Genomic DNA, 15,122 nt, shown 5'->3' with positions numbered 1-15,122 from the left:
AAAGAAGGCCGTCAAGCCTTCTTTGGGTTTATTCTTCTACTTCATCTTCTGTAAATTGACTATTGTAGAGGTCAGCATAGAAACCACCCTGAGCCATAAGCTCTTCATGATTGCCTTGCTCGATGATATTTCCTTCTTTCATGACCAGAATCAAGTCAGCATTGCGGATCGTTGACAAGCGGTGGGCAATCACAAAGGATGTGCGTCCCTCCATCAAACGGTCCATGGCTTTTTGAATCAACTCCTCCGTACGAGTATCGACTGAGGATGTTGCTTCGTCCAGAATCAAGAGCGGAGCATCCTTGATCAGAGCACGAGCAATGGTCAAGAGTTGTTTCTGTCCGACTGACAAGGTCACTGTATCATCCAAAACAGTATCGTATCCATCAGGTAAGGTTGTGATGAAGTGGTGGATTCCTACTGCTTTGGCAGCTTCAATCACACGTTCATCACTGATACCTGTTTGATTATAGATGAGATTGTCTCGAATGGTTCCTTCAAAGAGCCAGGTATCCTGCAAGACCATTGAAAAGGCATCGTGTACTTCTGAGCGCTTCATAGCCTTGGTATCCACACCATCAATGCGAATACTTCCCTTATCAATCTCATAGAACTTCATCAAGAGGTTAACAATGGTCGTCTTCCCAGCACCAGTTGGTCCAACAATGGCGACCTTTTGACCTGCATGAGCTGTCGCTGAAAAGTCGTGAATGATCGTTTTTTCAGGAGTATAGCCAAAGGCAACTCTGTCAAAGACTACTTCACCCTTCATACCAGTCAATTGTCTTGCCTTATGAGATTCGTCTTCCATCTCAGCTTCGCCTAGAAACTCAAAGACACGGGTCATAGCTGCACTGGCCTGTTGCAAACTTGTAATTCCTTGGGCAATCTGTGATAAGGGTTGCGAGAAGGTTCGAACATAAACCATGAAGGCTACAATAATCCCGATACTGATATACCCTTCAAGAGCCAAGGCAGCACCAACGATAATGACTAGAACATAACTAAAGTTGCCTACAAAGACCATGGCAGGCATCATAATTCCAGAGATAAACTGAGATTTCCAAATGCTATCATGTAGATTCTGATTCAAGCCTGCAAATGTTTCTTTTGTTGGTTCCACAGCATTATAGCTAGTCACCACATTGTGGCCAGAGTACATTTCTTCCACATAGCCATTTACAGCTGCTAGGTTGTTTTGTTGAGCTTTAAAGTAGCCTTGAGATTTAGCCATAATCACTGAGACCGCCGCAAATCCAATAAGGGTTGAAACAACGGTTACCAGTGCCAAAATCCAGTTCATACCAAACATGGTAATCAAAACAGCAATCAGTAAAAAGCTAGCTGAAAGAACTGTCCCAAGGCTTTGGTTAAGAGACTGAGCTGCTGTATCAACGTCATTAGTCACACGAGAAAGGGTGTCCCCTTGAGAATGACGGTCAAAATAAGCAAGTGGCAAGCGATTGATTTTCTCAGCAATAGCTGTCCGCAAACGTTTTGAGAAATGTTGGATACTAGTTGAGAAAATGTAGGCTTGCGTATAGTTCAGGATAATCCCAAGCACATAGAGGATAACCAAAAAGCTAGCAATACTTGAGACAGCCTCTAGATCAATCTCTGTCATTAACCCATCTGAAATCAAATTGGTAATTTCTTTGATCTTAGTTGGTCCATAAACCGTGATAATACTTGAACAGATAGCCGTCACAACTGCGATTAGTAGGGGAAGTTGGAGACCTGCTAGAAAAGGTCTACACTGTTTCCATAAGGACATTTTCTTATTTTCCATGTTCCAATTCCTCCTTCGATAGTTGTGAATAGGCAATTTCTTGGTAAACTTCATTGCTTGCAAGAAGTTCCTTGTGGGTGCCTTGCCCCACGACTTTACCTTGATCCAAGACTAAGATCAGGTCTGCATCCATAATGGTTGAAATGCGTTGGGCAACGATTAATTTGGTCATGGATTGTGTTTTTTCAGCTAATACTTGACGCAAGATACGATCTGTCTTGTAGTCCAAGGCTGAGAACGAATCATCAAAAATGAGAATCTCTGGTTTACGAGCCAAGGCGCGTGCAATGGCCAAACGTTGTCTCTGTCCACCTGAGAAATTGGTCCCACCTTGAGCCACTTCTGAGTCAAGACCAGCTTCCTTATCCTCTATAAAGTTTTTAGATTGAGCCAATTCCAAAGCTTGCCACATGGCCGTTTCACTTAGTGGCGTTTCTTGACTCTTACCAAAGTCGAGATTGTCCTTAACATCTCCAGAAAAGAGCACAGCTTTTTGAGGGATATAGCCAACCTTATTACGCAAATCTTCCAAGTAGTAATCTTTCACATTGACGCCATCTACTAGAATTTCTCCCTCTGACACATCATAAAAACGAGGCAAGAGATTAACTAGAGTAGATTTCCCAGAACCAGTTGAGCCGATAAAGGCAATGGTTTGCCCTGCTTCTGCCTTGAAGCTGACATGTTCCACAACTGCTTCTGAGTTTTTAGAGTAGCGGAAGGTTACGTCGCGGTATTCCACTTGACCTTTTACAGAAGAGTTTGCCGTCTGTGGGTGACTAGGATTTTCAATAGAGGAATAAAGGTCCAAGACTTGATTGATACGACCTGCAGAAACCAAGGTACGAGGAAGAACGATAAAGAGAGCACCCATGAGTAAGAAGCCCATTACCACTTGCATAGCATAGGACATGAAGACCACCATATCGCTAAAGAGGGGTAGACGCTCTGTCAAGCTAGCATCGTTGATGATATAGGCTCCAATCCAGTAGATAGCTAGACTCAAGCCACTCGAAATCGCCATCATAATAGGATTCATAATCGCCATCAAACGGTTGACAAAGAGATTAAGACGAGTGACTTCCTCATTGGCTTCTTCGAATTTCTTGTCTTGATAATCCTCGGCATTATAAGCACGCACCACTCGAATCCCTGTCAAACTTTCACGAGTAATACTATTGAGTTTATCTGTCAATTTTTGAATGACAGATTGTTTCGGAAAGGCCAGAGTCAGGAGAACAGTTGTCATCAAAACATTGACGATAACAGCGATTACTACTGCCCAGAGCCAGTACTCAGACTTCCCAAGGATTTTTCCAATGGCCCAGATAGCCATGATTGGTCCACGAGTGACCACCTGGAGTCCCATGGTAAAAAGCATCTGAACCTGTGTGATATCATTAGTCGTCCGAGTCAAAAGACTGGGGATTGAAAAACGTTTGATCTCTGTCTGCGAGAAATCTAGAACACGATTAAAAATATCGCTTCGTAAATGAGTTGTGTAAGACGCTGCAACGCGAGCGGCAAAAAATCCAACAGTAACGGATGAGAGAAAAGCAAGTAGAGACAAGCCTATCATCTTAATGGCTGGTGACCAAAGATCTCCTAGCTCTGTGCCTGGTGTTCCAAGCAGTTCTGTAATTTCTGAAATGTAAGTCGGTACTTCTAACTCTAGATAGACCGAGAAACAGGTAAAGAGGACAGTCAAGAGAATCATTCCCCACTCTTTTCCTGTGATACGTTTAGCGAGTTTCTTCATTCTTACCTCCCATTTTATCTACATTAGCCTGTAGTAGACCCATGACTTCTTCAAAAACAGCTAGTTTTTCCTCAGAAATTCCATCAAGTAGACTACGGTCAATTCGATCAAAGAAAGACTTGATTGGCTTCATCTGAGAGCGTGATTTTTCCGTCAAATGAACAAATTTTGCCCGCTTATCACTTGGACTTGTCTCCAACTCCACCAAACCATTTTGCACCATGCGCTTCACTAGATTACTGGCGACTGACTTGGTGATATTGAGTTCCTGCTCAATATCCTTGATTAACACCGCCTGTTCAGACTCCTCACGATAGTCTAAAAATCGTATAACTTGGCCCTGCGGTCCACCCATAAATTCAATACCACAACGTTTAGCTTCCTGTTGTACCATAAGGTGAACCTGATGACCAAAACGTTTAAAAGCTAACATCGGCTTATCCATGATTGCTCCTTTTTACACATAAATAGTTCTCACGAGAACCAATTGGTTTTCATGAGAACTATTTTATCATTTTCAGAAAAGATGTCAAGAAAAAAGTTTCTATGAGAACTATTTCGATATAAATTGACAATAGTTGATAATTTATCTATAATAGGCACTAACTTGTCTGATTACACTAGAAATGGGAGAACTTTCAAATGAAACAAGAAGAGTATAAAACCTTAGGAACCCTTGCTGTTATTTTTGGAGCCCTGGCACTTCTTGGTTCTTGGATACCAATTATCAATGGTCTATCCTTTCTCTTTGGATTTGTTGCCTTGATCTTAGGAGTCATCGGCATTGGCCTCAATCTCCAAAATCAAAAAACATTAGCTATGATTGGTTCAAGCTTTGGCCTCATTTCCATTATCATTGTACTGATAAGCCAACTGCTGTTCACTCCTATCTTCGCTGATTTTATAAGAGGCTATCGTAGCTCTTCTAATTATCTCATGGAAGAACCAACCAATGAAGATTGGCCAAATAGTACCATTGATGAATATGAAGAGGAAGAAGAGATATTTACCTGGACTCAAGAACAGTTTGATGCCTTAATAGAGGGCGACCCTTCCAACCAAGGGCAAGGCGGTAGCAATTACAAAGACATTATCAGTGAACATGGGATTCCAGATTCTGAAGTAGATTCAAGTGACAGTGATTATGAAACCAAAAGAATCACCTATCTCTCCCTAGGTTCACCTAGTAAGGCAGTTGTTTTAAACTTTGTAAAGCAGAAAAATGGTCAGTTTCTTCTGATTCATAAATTTGCTGTCGGACTGGACCGAAAAGAACAATCTGATTCTGGAGTGAAAGTTTAACATAACTAAAAAGGTACTGGGAATAGCAATCGGTAGACCAAGCCTCGATTTCTAAATCCCAACACCACGATATTTCCACAATCCATTGGATTATGGACAATTATAGATTACTAATAACGTTTTGAGCAAAAGAAATTTTTGTCTCTTTCCTGCTCCTTTTGTCATCACAGGATAAACAAACCCCTTGAAAACACTGAATTTTCAAAGGGGTTATTTTTATTCTTAGAATCCGTCTACGTTTGTGTAGATTTTTTGTACGTCTTCGTCGTCTTCAAGGACTCCGTAGAGTTTTTCAAATGTTTCCAAATCTTCACCTGACAACTCAACTTCTGATTGAGGAATCATTTCTAATTCAGTTACTTGGAATTCTTCAATACCAGATTCACGCAAGGCAACGATAGCCTTGTGAAGATCAGTTGGTGCAGTGTAGACAGTGATTGTTCCTTCTTCTGCTTCTACATCATCTACATCAACATCTGCTTCAAGCAAGAGTTCAAAGATAGCATCAGCATCATCACCTGCAAAAACGATAACACCCTTGTTGTCAAAGAGGTAAGATACAGAACCTGAAGCTCCCATATTTCCACCGTTTTTACCAAAGGCAGCACGAACATTCGCAGCTGTACGGTTGACGTTTGAAGTCAAAGTATCAACGATCAACATAGAACCATTTGGTCCGAATCCTTCGTAACGTCCTTCTGTAAAGGTTTCGTCTGTGTTTCCTTTTGCCTTATCGATAGCCTTATCAATAACGTGCTTTGGCACTTGTGCTTGTTTGGCACGATCGATAACGAATTTCAAAGCAGTGTTTAGTTCTGGATCTGGTTCACCTTTTTTAGCTGCTACATAGATTTCTACACCAAATTTTGCATATACTTTAGAGTTAGCTCCATCTTTAGCCGTTTTCTTAGCTACGATATTGGCCCATTTACGTCCCATTAGGAATCTCCTTTTTTCACATTTTAATCTTTCTTATTATAACACAAGTCTATCCGATTTTCACTAGAGGAAACGGATTTTCTTTAGTAAATTAAGCTAGGATTTCCCGCCAGTAGCCAAGAGTTTTTTGCCTTCTTTGATCCATGGATGTTTGGAAAGTGAGAAGTAAAGTTGAGCAGTCATAACTAGCCAGAGAAGGGGCTCACATAGAATCACACCTGTATAACCTGTCCAAGGAATAATCCAAGCGACGAAAATAATTTTGCCCAAAAACTCGATAAAGCTTGATACAAGTGGCAAGAATTTTTGACCGAGACCCTGCAAGCTATTTCTATAGATCAATAAAAGACTCAAAAACGGATAGAATACCGAACTGATGCGTAGGTACAAAGCCCCATTTTCAATCAAGTAACCGTCTGTCGAACTTGCCAGGAAAGAAACTAGGCTAGGACTTGCAAAAAATAGAAATACACATGCAAAGCTTGCCCAAGCCATACTGATATAACTCCCTAGTCGAAGACCGTGGACAATGCGATCTGGACGTTTTGCACCAAAGTTTTGAGAGATAAAAGTAGTCATCGATGCTGAGATAGCCGTCATTGGCAATAAGGCAAAGGCCATGATTCGGCGTGCTGCTGTCTGAGCGCTGATAATGACTGCTCCAAAACTATTGACAGAGGATTGCAAAATAACACTTCCGACAGAGACGATTGAACCCATCAAGCCCATGGCTAGCCCCTGCTCTAAGAGATCGACATAGAGGGCCTTATTCCATTTAAAATCTTTCCACCTAGGAAGGAGCTCTGGAACACTCTTTCGGATATAGAGATAACAAAGGATAGCTGACAAGCCCTGGGAGATAATCGTTGCAAGACCTGCAGACTGAACCCCCAACTGCAATTGCGTAATAAAATATAAATCCAGGATGACATTAACGATGGCTGAGAAAATAAGAAAACCAAGCGCAGCAAGACTATCACCAACAGAGCGTAGCAAACCTGCAAAAAGATTATAAGCAAAGCTCACTCCCACACAGCTAACAATCATGGAGATATATTCATAGGACTGAGGGAGAATTTCTGCAGGTGTTTCTAGGTACTGTAAGAGTGGATAAAGACCAAAAAAGCCCATCAACATGACAAGCACACTCAAGATAATACCTAAAATCCAAGTTGCTGCGACAGCTTCTTTAATTTTAGCAAAATTGCGAGCGCCGTAGAGACGTGCAATAACAACACCCATTCCATTGCCGACTCCGAGAGCAAAACCGATAATCAAATCAAAAATGGCTGTCGTTGCTCCGACTGCCGCCAAGGATTCTTGCCCTAAAAAATACCCAACAATCAAAATATCAGCCGTATTATAAAGTTGCTGAAAGATATTGGACAGTAGAATCGGGAATGCAAAACTAATTAGCGCGGGAAGTATGGGACCATGAATCAGGTCCACCGTTGATTTTTTATTCATAAGGCTATTATATCAGCTTTCTAGTAGGGGAACAAGAGAGTTTGGATAAGAAAGCGTTGCCTAGTTACAAACAATCTGGTATAATCGTGACAGAAAAGGAGAGTATGTATGAGCTTAACCAGCCAGTTAATTACAGATGCATTCCCAGACCTTGAAAAAGTCGACCAATTAAACAAAGAAGCCTTTCCTGAAGAAGAACGCGTCTCTTTGGAAGAATTTTTAAGTTACCAGGATCGAGACGATGCCCACTTTTTCGCCTTTTACAACGAAGAGGAATTTGTAGGATTTGCCTTTGCCATTTCTAATCAAAAGGCTTTCTACATAAGCTTTTTTGCCATTATGCCTCATTTGCGTAGCCACGGCTATGGCAAAGAAATCATTGAAAAGCTGATTGATTTTTACCAGCGTACCATGATTCTTGAAGTTGAACGTTTGGATGAGGAATGCGATAACCTCGAACAGCGAAAAGCTCGCATGGAATTTTATAAACAAAATGGCTTCAAAACCGCCAATGCTTTTTTGGAGTACGAAGGTCTTAGTTTTGAGATTCTATATCGTGGTGACCACTTTGATGAAGAAGCCTACCGTGATATCTTTCAAAAATTGCAAGAAGAAAATTATTTCGACTTCCACATCGAGTACCGTCGTTTCAGCGACCACTAACCTATACTGCAGTCTTGAACTTCCCAGTAAGAAACTGCAAATTTCTCTACAATGAATACCCAATCACCTGCACTACAGGTGATTTTTTTGTGATTCCGAAATCAAATAGCAGAAAGTTTTGCTAAATCCATCAAAATATAGTAGATTGAATCTAGAATAGTGCATTACGACTGCTAAAAATATTCCTAGAAATAAGTTTGACTTTCCTAATCGAATTGTTCATCCCTTATTTGAATCTACTATAGTATTTTCTATTCAATCTGCTACACAACAAAATTATAGTAGATTGAATCTATAATAGTACATCACGACTGCTAAAAATATTTCTAGAAATAAGTTTGATTTTTCTAATCGAATTGTTCATCCCTTATTTGAATCTACTATAGTGTTTTCTATTCAATCTGCTACACAACAAAATTATAGTAGATTGAATCTAGAATAGTACGCTACGAATTCTAAAATATTTCTAGAAATAAGTTTGACTTTCCTAATCGAATTGTTCATCCCTTATTTCAATCCACTATAAATAAGGCTGAAACAATTTTGTTTCAGCCTTATCTTGATTTCTCTTATAAAAATGTCACTAAGTTTACGCTTTTGTTCCAGCTTCTGGCATGATGAGCCAGAGAATGAGATAGGCAAGAATTCCTGATCCACCTAGTAGTGTGAAGAGAATCCAAAGCCCACGAACAAGTGTTGCATCAATATCTAAATAGTCAGCAAGCCCTGCACAAACACCAGCAATTTTTTTCTCTTGAACATTGCGAACTAAACGTTTTTCCATACCAACAATCTCCTTGGTATTACTTTTATTTTCAATTTATTTTATCATCAAATCTTTTGCAATAGTCTTCCTCATTTTTACTGTGAAAATCTGTCATTCCTGCTCTCATAACCTTGTTTCTTTATTCTCATATAGCAAAAAAAGTGGGGATTCCTCCGCCACTTTTACTTTTTAATCTTCAATTTCGATTTCAAGATCATCGCCAAGGTCAAGAGTCACTTCTTGATTAGCTACTTCTGATTCCACAGGTGCAACTTTTTCATCAGCTACCGCATCATCTTCAATCAAGCCAAACTTGACACGAACTTGGTGGTCAATCTCGTCAAAGACTTCTGGGTGATCCGCCAAGTATTTCTTAGCATTTTCAGAACCTTGACCGATCTTTTCGTCTTTATAAGAGTACCATGCTCCTGCCTTCTTGATGATGTCAAGATCACTTGCAATCTTCAAGAGCTCACCAGTTCTTGAAATTCCTTCACCATACATGATTTCAACAAAGGCTTCTTTAAATGGTGGAGCCACCTTGTTTTTAACAACCTTAATCTTGGTTTCCTTACCTACGCTAGTATCTTTTTGGTCACCAGTTCCCTTGATTTGTGTGCTTCCACGAACATCTAAACGGACAGAAGCGTAGAATTTAAGAGCACGTCCACCAGGAGTTGTCTCTGGATTACCAAACATAACTCCTACTTTTTCACGCAATTGGTTGATAAAGATAGCAATTGTCTTAGTCTTATTAATAGAAGCTCCGAGTTTACGCATAGCCTGGCTCATCATACGAGCTTGAAGACCAACGTGGCTATCTCCGATATCTCCATCGATTTCTGCACGAGGTACAAGGGCAGCAACTGAGTCGATAACAACAAGATCAACTGCACCTGAGTCAATCAATTTCCCAGCAATTTCAAGACCTTGCTCCCCTGAGTCTGGTTGTGACAAGAGCAATTCATCGATATTAACACCAAGCGCTGCTGCATAGGCTGGGTCAAGCGCGTGCTCCGCATCGATAAAGGCAGCAATTCCGCCTTCTTTTTGGGCTTGCGCTACAGCGTGAAGGGCTACTGTTGTCTTACCAGATGATTCTGGACCGTAGATTTCGATGATACGTCCCTTTGGATAACCACCTGATCCGAGTGCGATATCAAGAGCCAAAGAACCTGAGCTCATCACTTGGACCTTTTGCTCTGCACGTTCACCCAAGCGCATGATTGATCCCTTACCGAAATCTTTTTCAATCAATTTAAGGGCATCGTTTAGGGCTTTTTCACGATCAGCACCAAATTTTTTGCCAATTTCGTCTAATTTTTTTGTTGGTTTTTTCGCCATTTTATTCTCCTGTATTCTAATAGTCCTTAGACCTTCTTCTATTATAACAAATCTCCAGCACTTAATAAAGCTTTGCGAACTAGGTTAAAAGCATGTAAGACTGCAATTTCTCGCACATCTGCACGACTTCTACCTGCGATATTGGCCTGGATAACTTCTGTCCCCGAAGCTTGCGCCAAAGCGATAAAGACTGTACCTGCTGGTTGACCTTCTAGGCTATCTGGTCCAGCCACTCCTGTCAAACTAATGCCAAAATCTGACTGAGTCTTGATTCGCGCCTGTTCAGCCATTTTTTCAGCAGTAAAGGCTGAGACGACTCCGTGTTTTTCCAATTCAGCATTTGGAATATCAAGCATCTTAGCTTTTTCTTCAAGGCTATAGGTCACAAAACCACCTTTAAAGATAGCAGATACACCTGAGAAATCAGCCAAAGTAGCTTGAAAAAGACCTGCAGTCAAGCTTTCTGCTGCAGTGATAGTTTTCTTTTGCTTTTTCAACTCTTCTACTACCAGGCTAGCCAAACTGGTTTCTTCCCCATAGCCATAGCAAATTTCTCGAAGTGAAACACCCTCAAAGGTTTCTCTTTCAAGGATTTTTTGTTCTAAAGTATCTAGAACACGATCCGCTTCTTCTTGACTCTTAGCCTTGGTCGATAAGCGAAGCGTCACTTCCCCAGTTTTAGCATAAGGTGCCAAGGTTGGATCCGTCTGTTGGTCAATCAAATCTGATAGAATGGTCACTAGCTGGCTCTCACCAATCCCAAAAAAACGTAGCACACGTGAATAGAGCTTAGATCCCGTTGTCAATCTTGGAAGCAACTCATTTAAGACCATAGGTTTCAATTCACTTGGAGGTCCTGGTAGAACAACGTAGGTTACCCCAGCCACCTCGATCATACCACCGACTGCCAGTCCTGTTTCGTTTGGTAATGGAGTTGAACCTTGAACGATTTGAGCCTGGCGTTCATTATTTGGAGTTCTAGCATAGTCTGGTCGATGAGCAAAAAAGTCATCTAGCTTAGCCTGAGCCTGAGGATCAAAAGTCAAGTCGCGTCCCAAAAATTGGGCCAAAGTTTGCTTGGTCAAATCATCTTCCGTCGGTCCCAAGCCACCTGTTAAAATGACTAGACTACTGCGATTCTGAGCAATTTCTAACAAGGATAAGAGACGAGCCTCGTTATCTCCTACAGCTGTCTGAAAATAGACATCTACACCGATTTCAGCCAATTTTTCAGACAAGAATTGCGCATTGGTATTGACAATCTGACCTGTCAAAATCTCTGTTCCAACAGCTATAATTTCTGCTTTCATTTTTTCCTCCTACTTACCTATTCGGATTTCTTTGAAAAAATCGCAGGATAATTCCTACGATTTGATGGATAGTTTCTTGTTATTCTGACTCCTCAGAAGATGGTGGCAAGTGGCCAAAAAGATTCTCGTACAAGACTATATTGGTCTCCAAATTCGTAACCTCTGGTTGTCCGAGCGAACGGCGTAAAAGATTTTGCATCTCTAGTATATGCTCACCAGAAACGATTTGGTAAGAAATCCCGTCAATCATTTCACCTTCACCACGTAATTGTTGGGTTTCGATATTTTTAAAGGAATCTTGATAACCCATCAACTGAGGAATGGTTGTCGTTGTAATCTCGATATTTGTCTGCATGTTGTCACTAAGAGCCTTCAGAATCTCTTGGTAGTGACTCACACTGTTCAAACTAAGAATTTTCTCGACAACCTTTTGAATCACTTCACGCTGGCGTTTTTGACGACCATAGTCCCCTTCAGGATCCTGATAACGCATGCGTGAATAAACAAGGGCTTCTTCACCATTGAGGGTTTGCTCACCGACTCCAATCGAAATCGTATTAAAAGGTTCCTGATCTTGAATAGAAATTGGGAAGCCGAGAGTGTTGTTGACTGTAATACCACCTACAGCATCAACCATTCTTTGAAGGCCATGCATATTGACCATCACATAACGGTCGATATGAATGTTCATCATCTTTTGAATCGTTGAAATAGACAACTCTGCTCCGCCATCAGCATAGGCAGCATTGAGTTTCGCTTCTCTAACACTACCATCTGGTTGCTGGATTTGTGTGAGAATATCACGCTCCAAACTCATCATGACCGTCTTCTTAGTTTTAGGATTCACTGTCACTAAGATCATTGAATCACTATTCCCAGCCCATGGGTCTGTACGTTCAACATTTCCTGTATCCACGCCCATAAGCAAAATCGTCAGAGGTTCGGTCGCTTCAATTACCTTGGTTTCTTCACCGATTTTTTTATAGGTTTTAGCTAAAGTTTGCGTACTTTGCTGATAAATTGTATAGGCATAGGCACCTACACCTAGCACAGTCACAAGGACCAAACCCAAAAACATTCCAATTATTTTTTTTACCATACTCTTATTCGTCTATCAGTTGACCCATTAGGTAAACATCTAGAAACTCTCCTCCTTCTATACAAGCACCACGTTCCTGTAATCCTTCTATGATAAAGCCCATTTTTTCATACAGATGCACCGCGGCAAGATTTCTTTTTTGAACTGTCAATTGTAACCGTCGAATACTACCACTTGATTTGGCCCATTCAATAGTTTCTTCCATCAAGATACTACCGAGACCATTTCCCCAGTAAGCTTTTTTTATTCCTAAAAAAACATCTCCAATATGACTGACTCGCGGACGTTGATCAGCTGTTGTATTGATGATTCCTACTAACTCATCATTCAAAAAAGCGAGTAGGGTAATTTGATTATCCGACTGGGCCTGCTTATCCAAAAAATGTTGCATCTCAGACTCACTCATTGCAATCCCATTTTCATCCAGACTGGTAAAATTAGACTCTTGACCAATTTGATCTAAGAGAGCAATGACCGCTGAAGCATCCTGGATTTCCGCTTCACGGATTAAAAGATCATACTCCATCCGTCAATCCTTTCAAAAGTTCTGTCGCTCTTTGGCCATGAGCATGAAAGACGATTTCTCGGCCCTCATCTTTTTTAAGGATTTCTAACTCCAGATAATCTGATGGAAGATTTTCCCCCAATAGATGTCCCCACTCAATAACCGTTACACCTGAACCAAAAAGAAATTCATCCAAGTCGATAGAATCTGCATCCCCTTCGATGCGATAAACATCTAAGTGATATAAGGGTAGACGTCCCTCATATTCTCGAACAATGGTATAAGTAGGACTTTTAATCATTTGATGAATGTCTAATCCCTTAGCCAGACCCTTTGTTAGCGTTGTTTTCCCAGCACCTAATTCACCAGTCAAAATCAACACATCATTTCTTTCTAACAAATGCCCTAGGTCTTCCCCAAGTGCAATCAACTCATCTTCATTTTTTGTGTACATGTACTTATTATACCAAAAAGTTTTATTTTGTGATATTTCCATCAACAAAAAAAGAGGAGACTCCCCTCTTTTTTTGTTTTTGTCATTAGTTAAGAGCCATACTGATGTAATTCAAGATAAACAAGGCATCCAAAATCCAAATCATGACATGCACATCTTTCACTTGACCTTTGACAACCTTCGTCAAAGTATAAGTTAAGAAACCAACGGCAATCCCTTGTGTGATTGAGTAACTGAATCCCATAAAGATAGATGTGAAGAAAGCTGGAACAGCTTCAGCCATATCATCCCAAGGAATATTTTTCAAGTTAGAGAGCATCATAATTCCGACAATAATCAAAATTGGTGCAGTTGCAGCTGTTGGAACGATTGCTAGAAGTGGGCTAAAGAAGCTTGATAGGGCAAAACAGATGGCAACAACCAAAGCTGTCAAACCAGTACGTCCACCAGCACCGATACCAGCTGCAGACTCAACATAAGTTGTAACGTTTGAAGTACCTGCAATAGCACCTACTGAAGTTGCCACCAAGTCAGAGTAAAGAGCCTTATCCAATTTAGCTGACTCATGGTTTTCACCACTTGTTGCAATGATACCAACTTTTTCACCAGTACCGATAAGAGTACCGATAGTATCAAAAATATCTGTCAATGAGAAGGCAAGAATGGCCATCAAGGTTTCTGGCAAACGAGAGGTGTTTGAAATCAGAGATCCCAATCCTTCTGAACCAAGAGCAGCACCAAACAAGGTTCCTAGATCGTTAACTGCTGATGAAAGATTATTGCTTGCAAAGTCAATGCTAGACAAATCAACAAGACCAACAGCAATCGCAAGAACTGTCGTTGTCAAAATAGAAAGGATGATACCACCTTTGATCCCCTTAACAACGAAGAAGATAGTAATGGCAATACCTGCAAGAGCTACCAAGACAGCTGGCGTGTTGAAGTCTACCAATCCTGGAACAGCTGCTGAGTTTGCAGTAAGTGCTGCTTGAGCCTTATCTGCTCCTTCACCTGCTACTGTATAAGTACCTGGGTCAATCGAGAATTTCAAGAGACCAGCATTCTTAATCCCAACATAAGCAAGGAAAACCCCAATACCTGCTGAAATCGCTGAACGAAGTGTTGTAGGAATAGACTCAATGATCATTTTACGAACATTGGTCAATGTAATAATCAGTGAAATAACTCCACAGATGAAGACCATCCCAAGAGCTTCTTTCCAAGTGTAGCCCATCCCAAATACAACTGTAAATGTAAAGAAGGCGTTAAGTCCCATACCTGGAGCTTGTGCATATGGCAAGTTAGCATAGAAGGCCATCATCAAAGTTCCCACAACAGAACCGATGATTGTTGCCAAGAATACACCCTGAACAGGCATTCCTGTTTGTGAAAGCATTTGAGGGTTTACAAAGAGAATATAACTCATTGCAAAGAAAGTTGTTAAACCAGCAAGAACCTCTGTACGGACGTCTGTCCCGTGCTCTTTTAGTTTAAATAGTTTGTCCATTTTTAATCTCCTTTGTCATTTTACGAACAATAGAACCATTATATCATCAATCATTCACCTTTTCAAGGTGTTTTTTTAAAAAATTAAAAAACGTAACTTCTCAAAGTAACTTCCATCTCTCCCCCAAAACTGGAAGTTAATCTCAGATGACGAATTATGCTAGAATTAAGTCTGAGACTTTTCGTGAGGAGGCACCTCATGACGAAAAAACAAAAACA

14 protein-coding genes are annotated in these 15,122 nt (G+C 40.7%); 2 read left to right on the top strand and 12 right to left on the bottom strand.

The window, feature by feature from the left end:
• Window positions 1-28: 28 nt before the first annotated feature.
• From QM928_RS07870 to QM928_RS07860, 3 genes are read right to left on the bottom strand one after another with little or no spacing between them, the layout of a single operon-like run.
• A complete protein-coding gene (locus QM928_RS07870; RefSeq protein WP_414294971.1) occupies window positions 29-1,789 on the bottom strand; it encodes an ABC transporter ATP-binding protein in 1,761 nt (586 codons plus the stop codon).
• The gene (locus QM928_RS07865) at window positions 1,779-3,548 is read right to left on the bottom strand and encodes an ABC transporter ATP-binding protein (protein ID WP_414294972.1); all 1,770 of its coding nucleotides are present in this window, start codon (window positions 3,546-3,548) and stop codon (window positions 1,779-1,781) included. Before QM928_RS07865 ends, QM928_RS07870 begins: the two co-directional genes overlap by 11 nt.
• A complete protein-coding gene (locus tag QM928_RS07860; protein WP_414294973.1) occupies window positions 3,532-3,993 on the bottom strand; it encodes a MarR family winged helix-turn-helix transcriptional regulator in 462 nt (153 codons plus the stop codon). The genes QM928_RS07865 and QM928_RS07860 overlap by 17 nt, the downstream gene beginning before the upstream one ends.
• A 197-nt stretch (window positions 3,994-4,190) precedes the next feature.
• Here QM928_RS07860 and QM928_RS07855 point away from each other — a divergent pair, with 197 nt between their 5' ends.
• Window positions 4,191-4,850 (top strand): hypothetical protein, encoded by a 660-nt coding sequence (locus tag QM928_RS07855; RefSeq protein ID WP_414294974.1) that lies wholly within the window; start codon window positions 4,191-4,193, stop codon window positions 4,848-4,850.
• Between the two features lie 222 nt (window positions 4,851-5,072).
• On the opposite strand, the gene QM928_RS07850 is transcribed toward QM928_RS07855, so the two are convergent.
• The gene (locus QM928_RS07850; RefSeq protein ID WP_000532896.1) at window positions 5,073-5,789 is read right to left on the bottom strand and encodes a YebC/PmpR family DNA-binding transcriptional regulator; all 717 of its coding nucleotides are present in this window, start codon (window positions 5,787-5,789) and stop codon (window positions 5,073-5,075) included.
• A gap of 96 nt (window positions 5,790-5,885) precedes the next feature.
• Complete coding sequence (locus tag QM928_RS07845; RefSeq protein ID WP_414294975.1) at window positions 5,886-7,256, bottom strand: MATE family efflux transporter; 1,371 nt, start codon at window positions 7,254-7,256, stop codon at window positions 5,886-5,888.
• Between the two features lie 108 nt (window positions 7,257-7,364).
• On the opposite strand from QM928_RS07845, the gene QM928_RS07840 reads away from it, so the two are divergent.
• Window positions 7,365-7,919, top strand: coding sequence for a GNAT family N-acetyltransferase (locus QM928_RS07840; protein WP_414294976.1), 555 nt, complete (start codon window positions 7,365-7,367; stop codon window positions 7,917-7,919).
• A gap of 589 nt (window positions 7,920-8,508) precedes the next feature.
• Here the strand turns inward: QM928_RS07840 and QM928_RS07835 are convergent.
• The 7 genes from QM928_RS07835 to QM928_RS07805 form a co-directional block, all read right to left on the bottom strand.
• On the bottom strand, window positions 8,509-8,703 hold the full coding sequence (locus tag QM928_RS07835) for a PspC domain-containing protein (RefSeq protein ID WP_371607899.1): 195 nt from the start codon (window positions 8,701-8,703) through the stop codon (window positions 8,509-8,511).
• A 171-nt stretch (window positions 8,704-8,874) separates the two neighbouring features.
• Window positions 8,875-10,029 (bottom strand): recombinase RecA, encoded by a 1,155-nt coding sequence (gene recA / locus QM928_RS07830; protein ID WP_001085523.1) that lies wholly within the window; start codon window positions 10,027-10,029, stop codon window positions 8,875-8,877.
• A gap of 41 nt (window positions 10,030-10,070) precedes the next feature.
• Complete coding sequence (locus QM928_RS07825) at window positions 10,071-11,339, bottom strand: competence/damage-inducible protein A (RefSeq protein ID WP_371607900.1); 1,269 nt, start codon at window positions 11,337-11,339, stop codon at window positions 10,071-10,073.
• A gap of 79 nt (window positions 11,340-11,418) precedes the next feature.
• Window positions 11,419-12,438, bottom strand: a complete 1,020-nt coding sequence (gene brpA / locus QM928_RS07820; protein WP_153224558.1) for a biofilm formation/cell division transcriptional regulator BrpA — start codon at window positions 12,436-12,438, stop codon at window positions 11,419-11,421.
• Between the two features lie 4 nt (window positions 12,439-12,442).
• Window positions 12,443-12,964: a GNAT family N-acetyltransferase gene (locus tag QM928_RS07815; protein ID WP_153224559.1), complete on the bottom strand. Its 522-nt coding sequence runs from the start codon at window positions 12,962-12,964 to the stop codon at window positions 12,443-12,445.
• Window positions 12,954-13,397, bottom strand: a complete 444-nt coding sequence (gene tsaE, locus QM928_RS07810) for a tRNA (adenosine(37)-N6)-threonylcarbamoyltransferase complex ATPase subunit type 1 TsaE (protein WP_153224560.1) — start codon at window positions 13,395-13,397, stop codon at window positions 12,954-12,956. The genes QM928_RS07815 and tsaE overlap by 11 nt, the downstream gene beginning before the upstream one ends.
• 85 nt (window positions 13,398-13,482) lie before the next feature.
• Window positions 13,483-14,904, bottom strand: a complete 1,422-nt coding sequence (locus QM928_RS07805) for an NCS2 family permease (RefSeq protein WP_153224561.1) — start codon at window positions 14,902-14,904, stop codon at window positions 13,483-13,485.
• Window positions 14,905-15,122: the final 218 nt, after the last annotated feature.

The organism is Streptococcus infantis, from assembly GCF_047460405.1.
Classification (GTDB): domain Bacteria; phylum Bacillota; class Bacilli; order Lactobacillales; family Streptococcaceae; genus Streptococcus; species Streptococcus infantis_Q.
The sequence above is the reverse complement of the archived record's forward strand: the minus strand, read 5'-3'. Positions and strand labels throughout refer to the sequence as shown.

Coding starts and splice junctions, on each gene's coding strand:
- QM928_RS07870 (WP_414294971.1), bottom strand. CDS start 1,789: ATGGAAAATAAGAAAATGTCCTTATGGAAACAGTGTAGACCTTTTCTA.
- QM928_RS07865 (WP_414294972.1), bottom strand. CDS start 3,548: ATGAAGAAACTCGCTAAACGTATCACAGGAAAAGAGTGGGGAATGATT.
- QM928_RS07860 (WP_414294973.1), bottom strand. CDS start 3,993: ATGGATAAGCCGATGTTAGCTTTTAAACGTTTTGGTCATCAGGTTCAC.
- QM928_RS07855 (WP_414294974.1), top strand. CDS start 4,191: ATGAAACAAGAAGAGTATAAAACCTTAGGAACCCTTGCTGTTATTTTT.
- QM928_RS07850 (WP_000532896.1), bottom strand. CDS start 5,789: ATGGGACGTAAATGGGCCAATATCGTAGCTAAGAAAACGGCTAAAGAT.
- QM928_RS07845 (WP_414294975.1), bottom strand. CDS start 7,256: ATGAATAAAAAATCAACGGTGGACCTGATTCATGGTCCCATACTTCCC.
- QM928_RS07840 (WP_414294976.1), top strand. CDS start 7,365: ATGAGCTTAACCAGCCAGTTAATTACAGATGCATTCCCAGACCTTGAA.
- QM928_RS07835 (WP_371607899.1), bottom strand. CDS start 8,703: ATGGAAAAACGTTTAGTTCGCAATGTTCAAGAGAAAAAAATTGCTGGT.
- recA (WP_001085523.1), bottom strand. CDS start 10,029: ATGGCGAAAAAACCAACAAAAAAATTAGACGAAATTGGCAAAAAATTT.
- QM928_RS07825 (WP_371607900.1), bottom strand. CDS start 11,339: ATGAAAGCAGAAATTATAGCTGTTGGAACAGAGATTTTGACAGGTCAG.
- brpA (WP_153224558.1), bottom strand. CDS start 12,438: ATGGTAAAAAAAATAATTGGAATGTTTTTGGGTTTGGTCCTTGTGACT.
- QM928_RS07815 (WP_153224559.1), bottom strand. CDS start 12,964: ATGGAGTATGATCTTTTAATCCGTGAAGCGGAAATCCAGGATGCTTCA.
- tsaE (WP_153224560.1), bottom strand. CDS start 13,397: ATGTACACAAAAAATGAAGATGAGTTGATTGCACTTGGGGAAGACCTA.
- QM928_RS07805 (WP_153224561.1), bottom strand. CDS start 14,904: ATGGACAAACTATTTAAACTAAAAGAGCACGGGACAGACGTCCGTACA.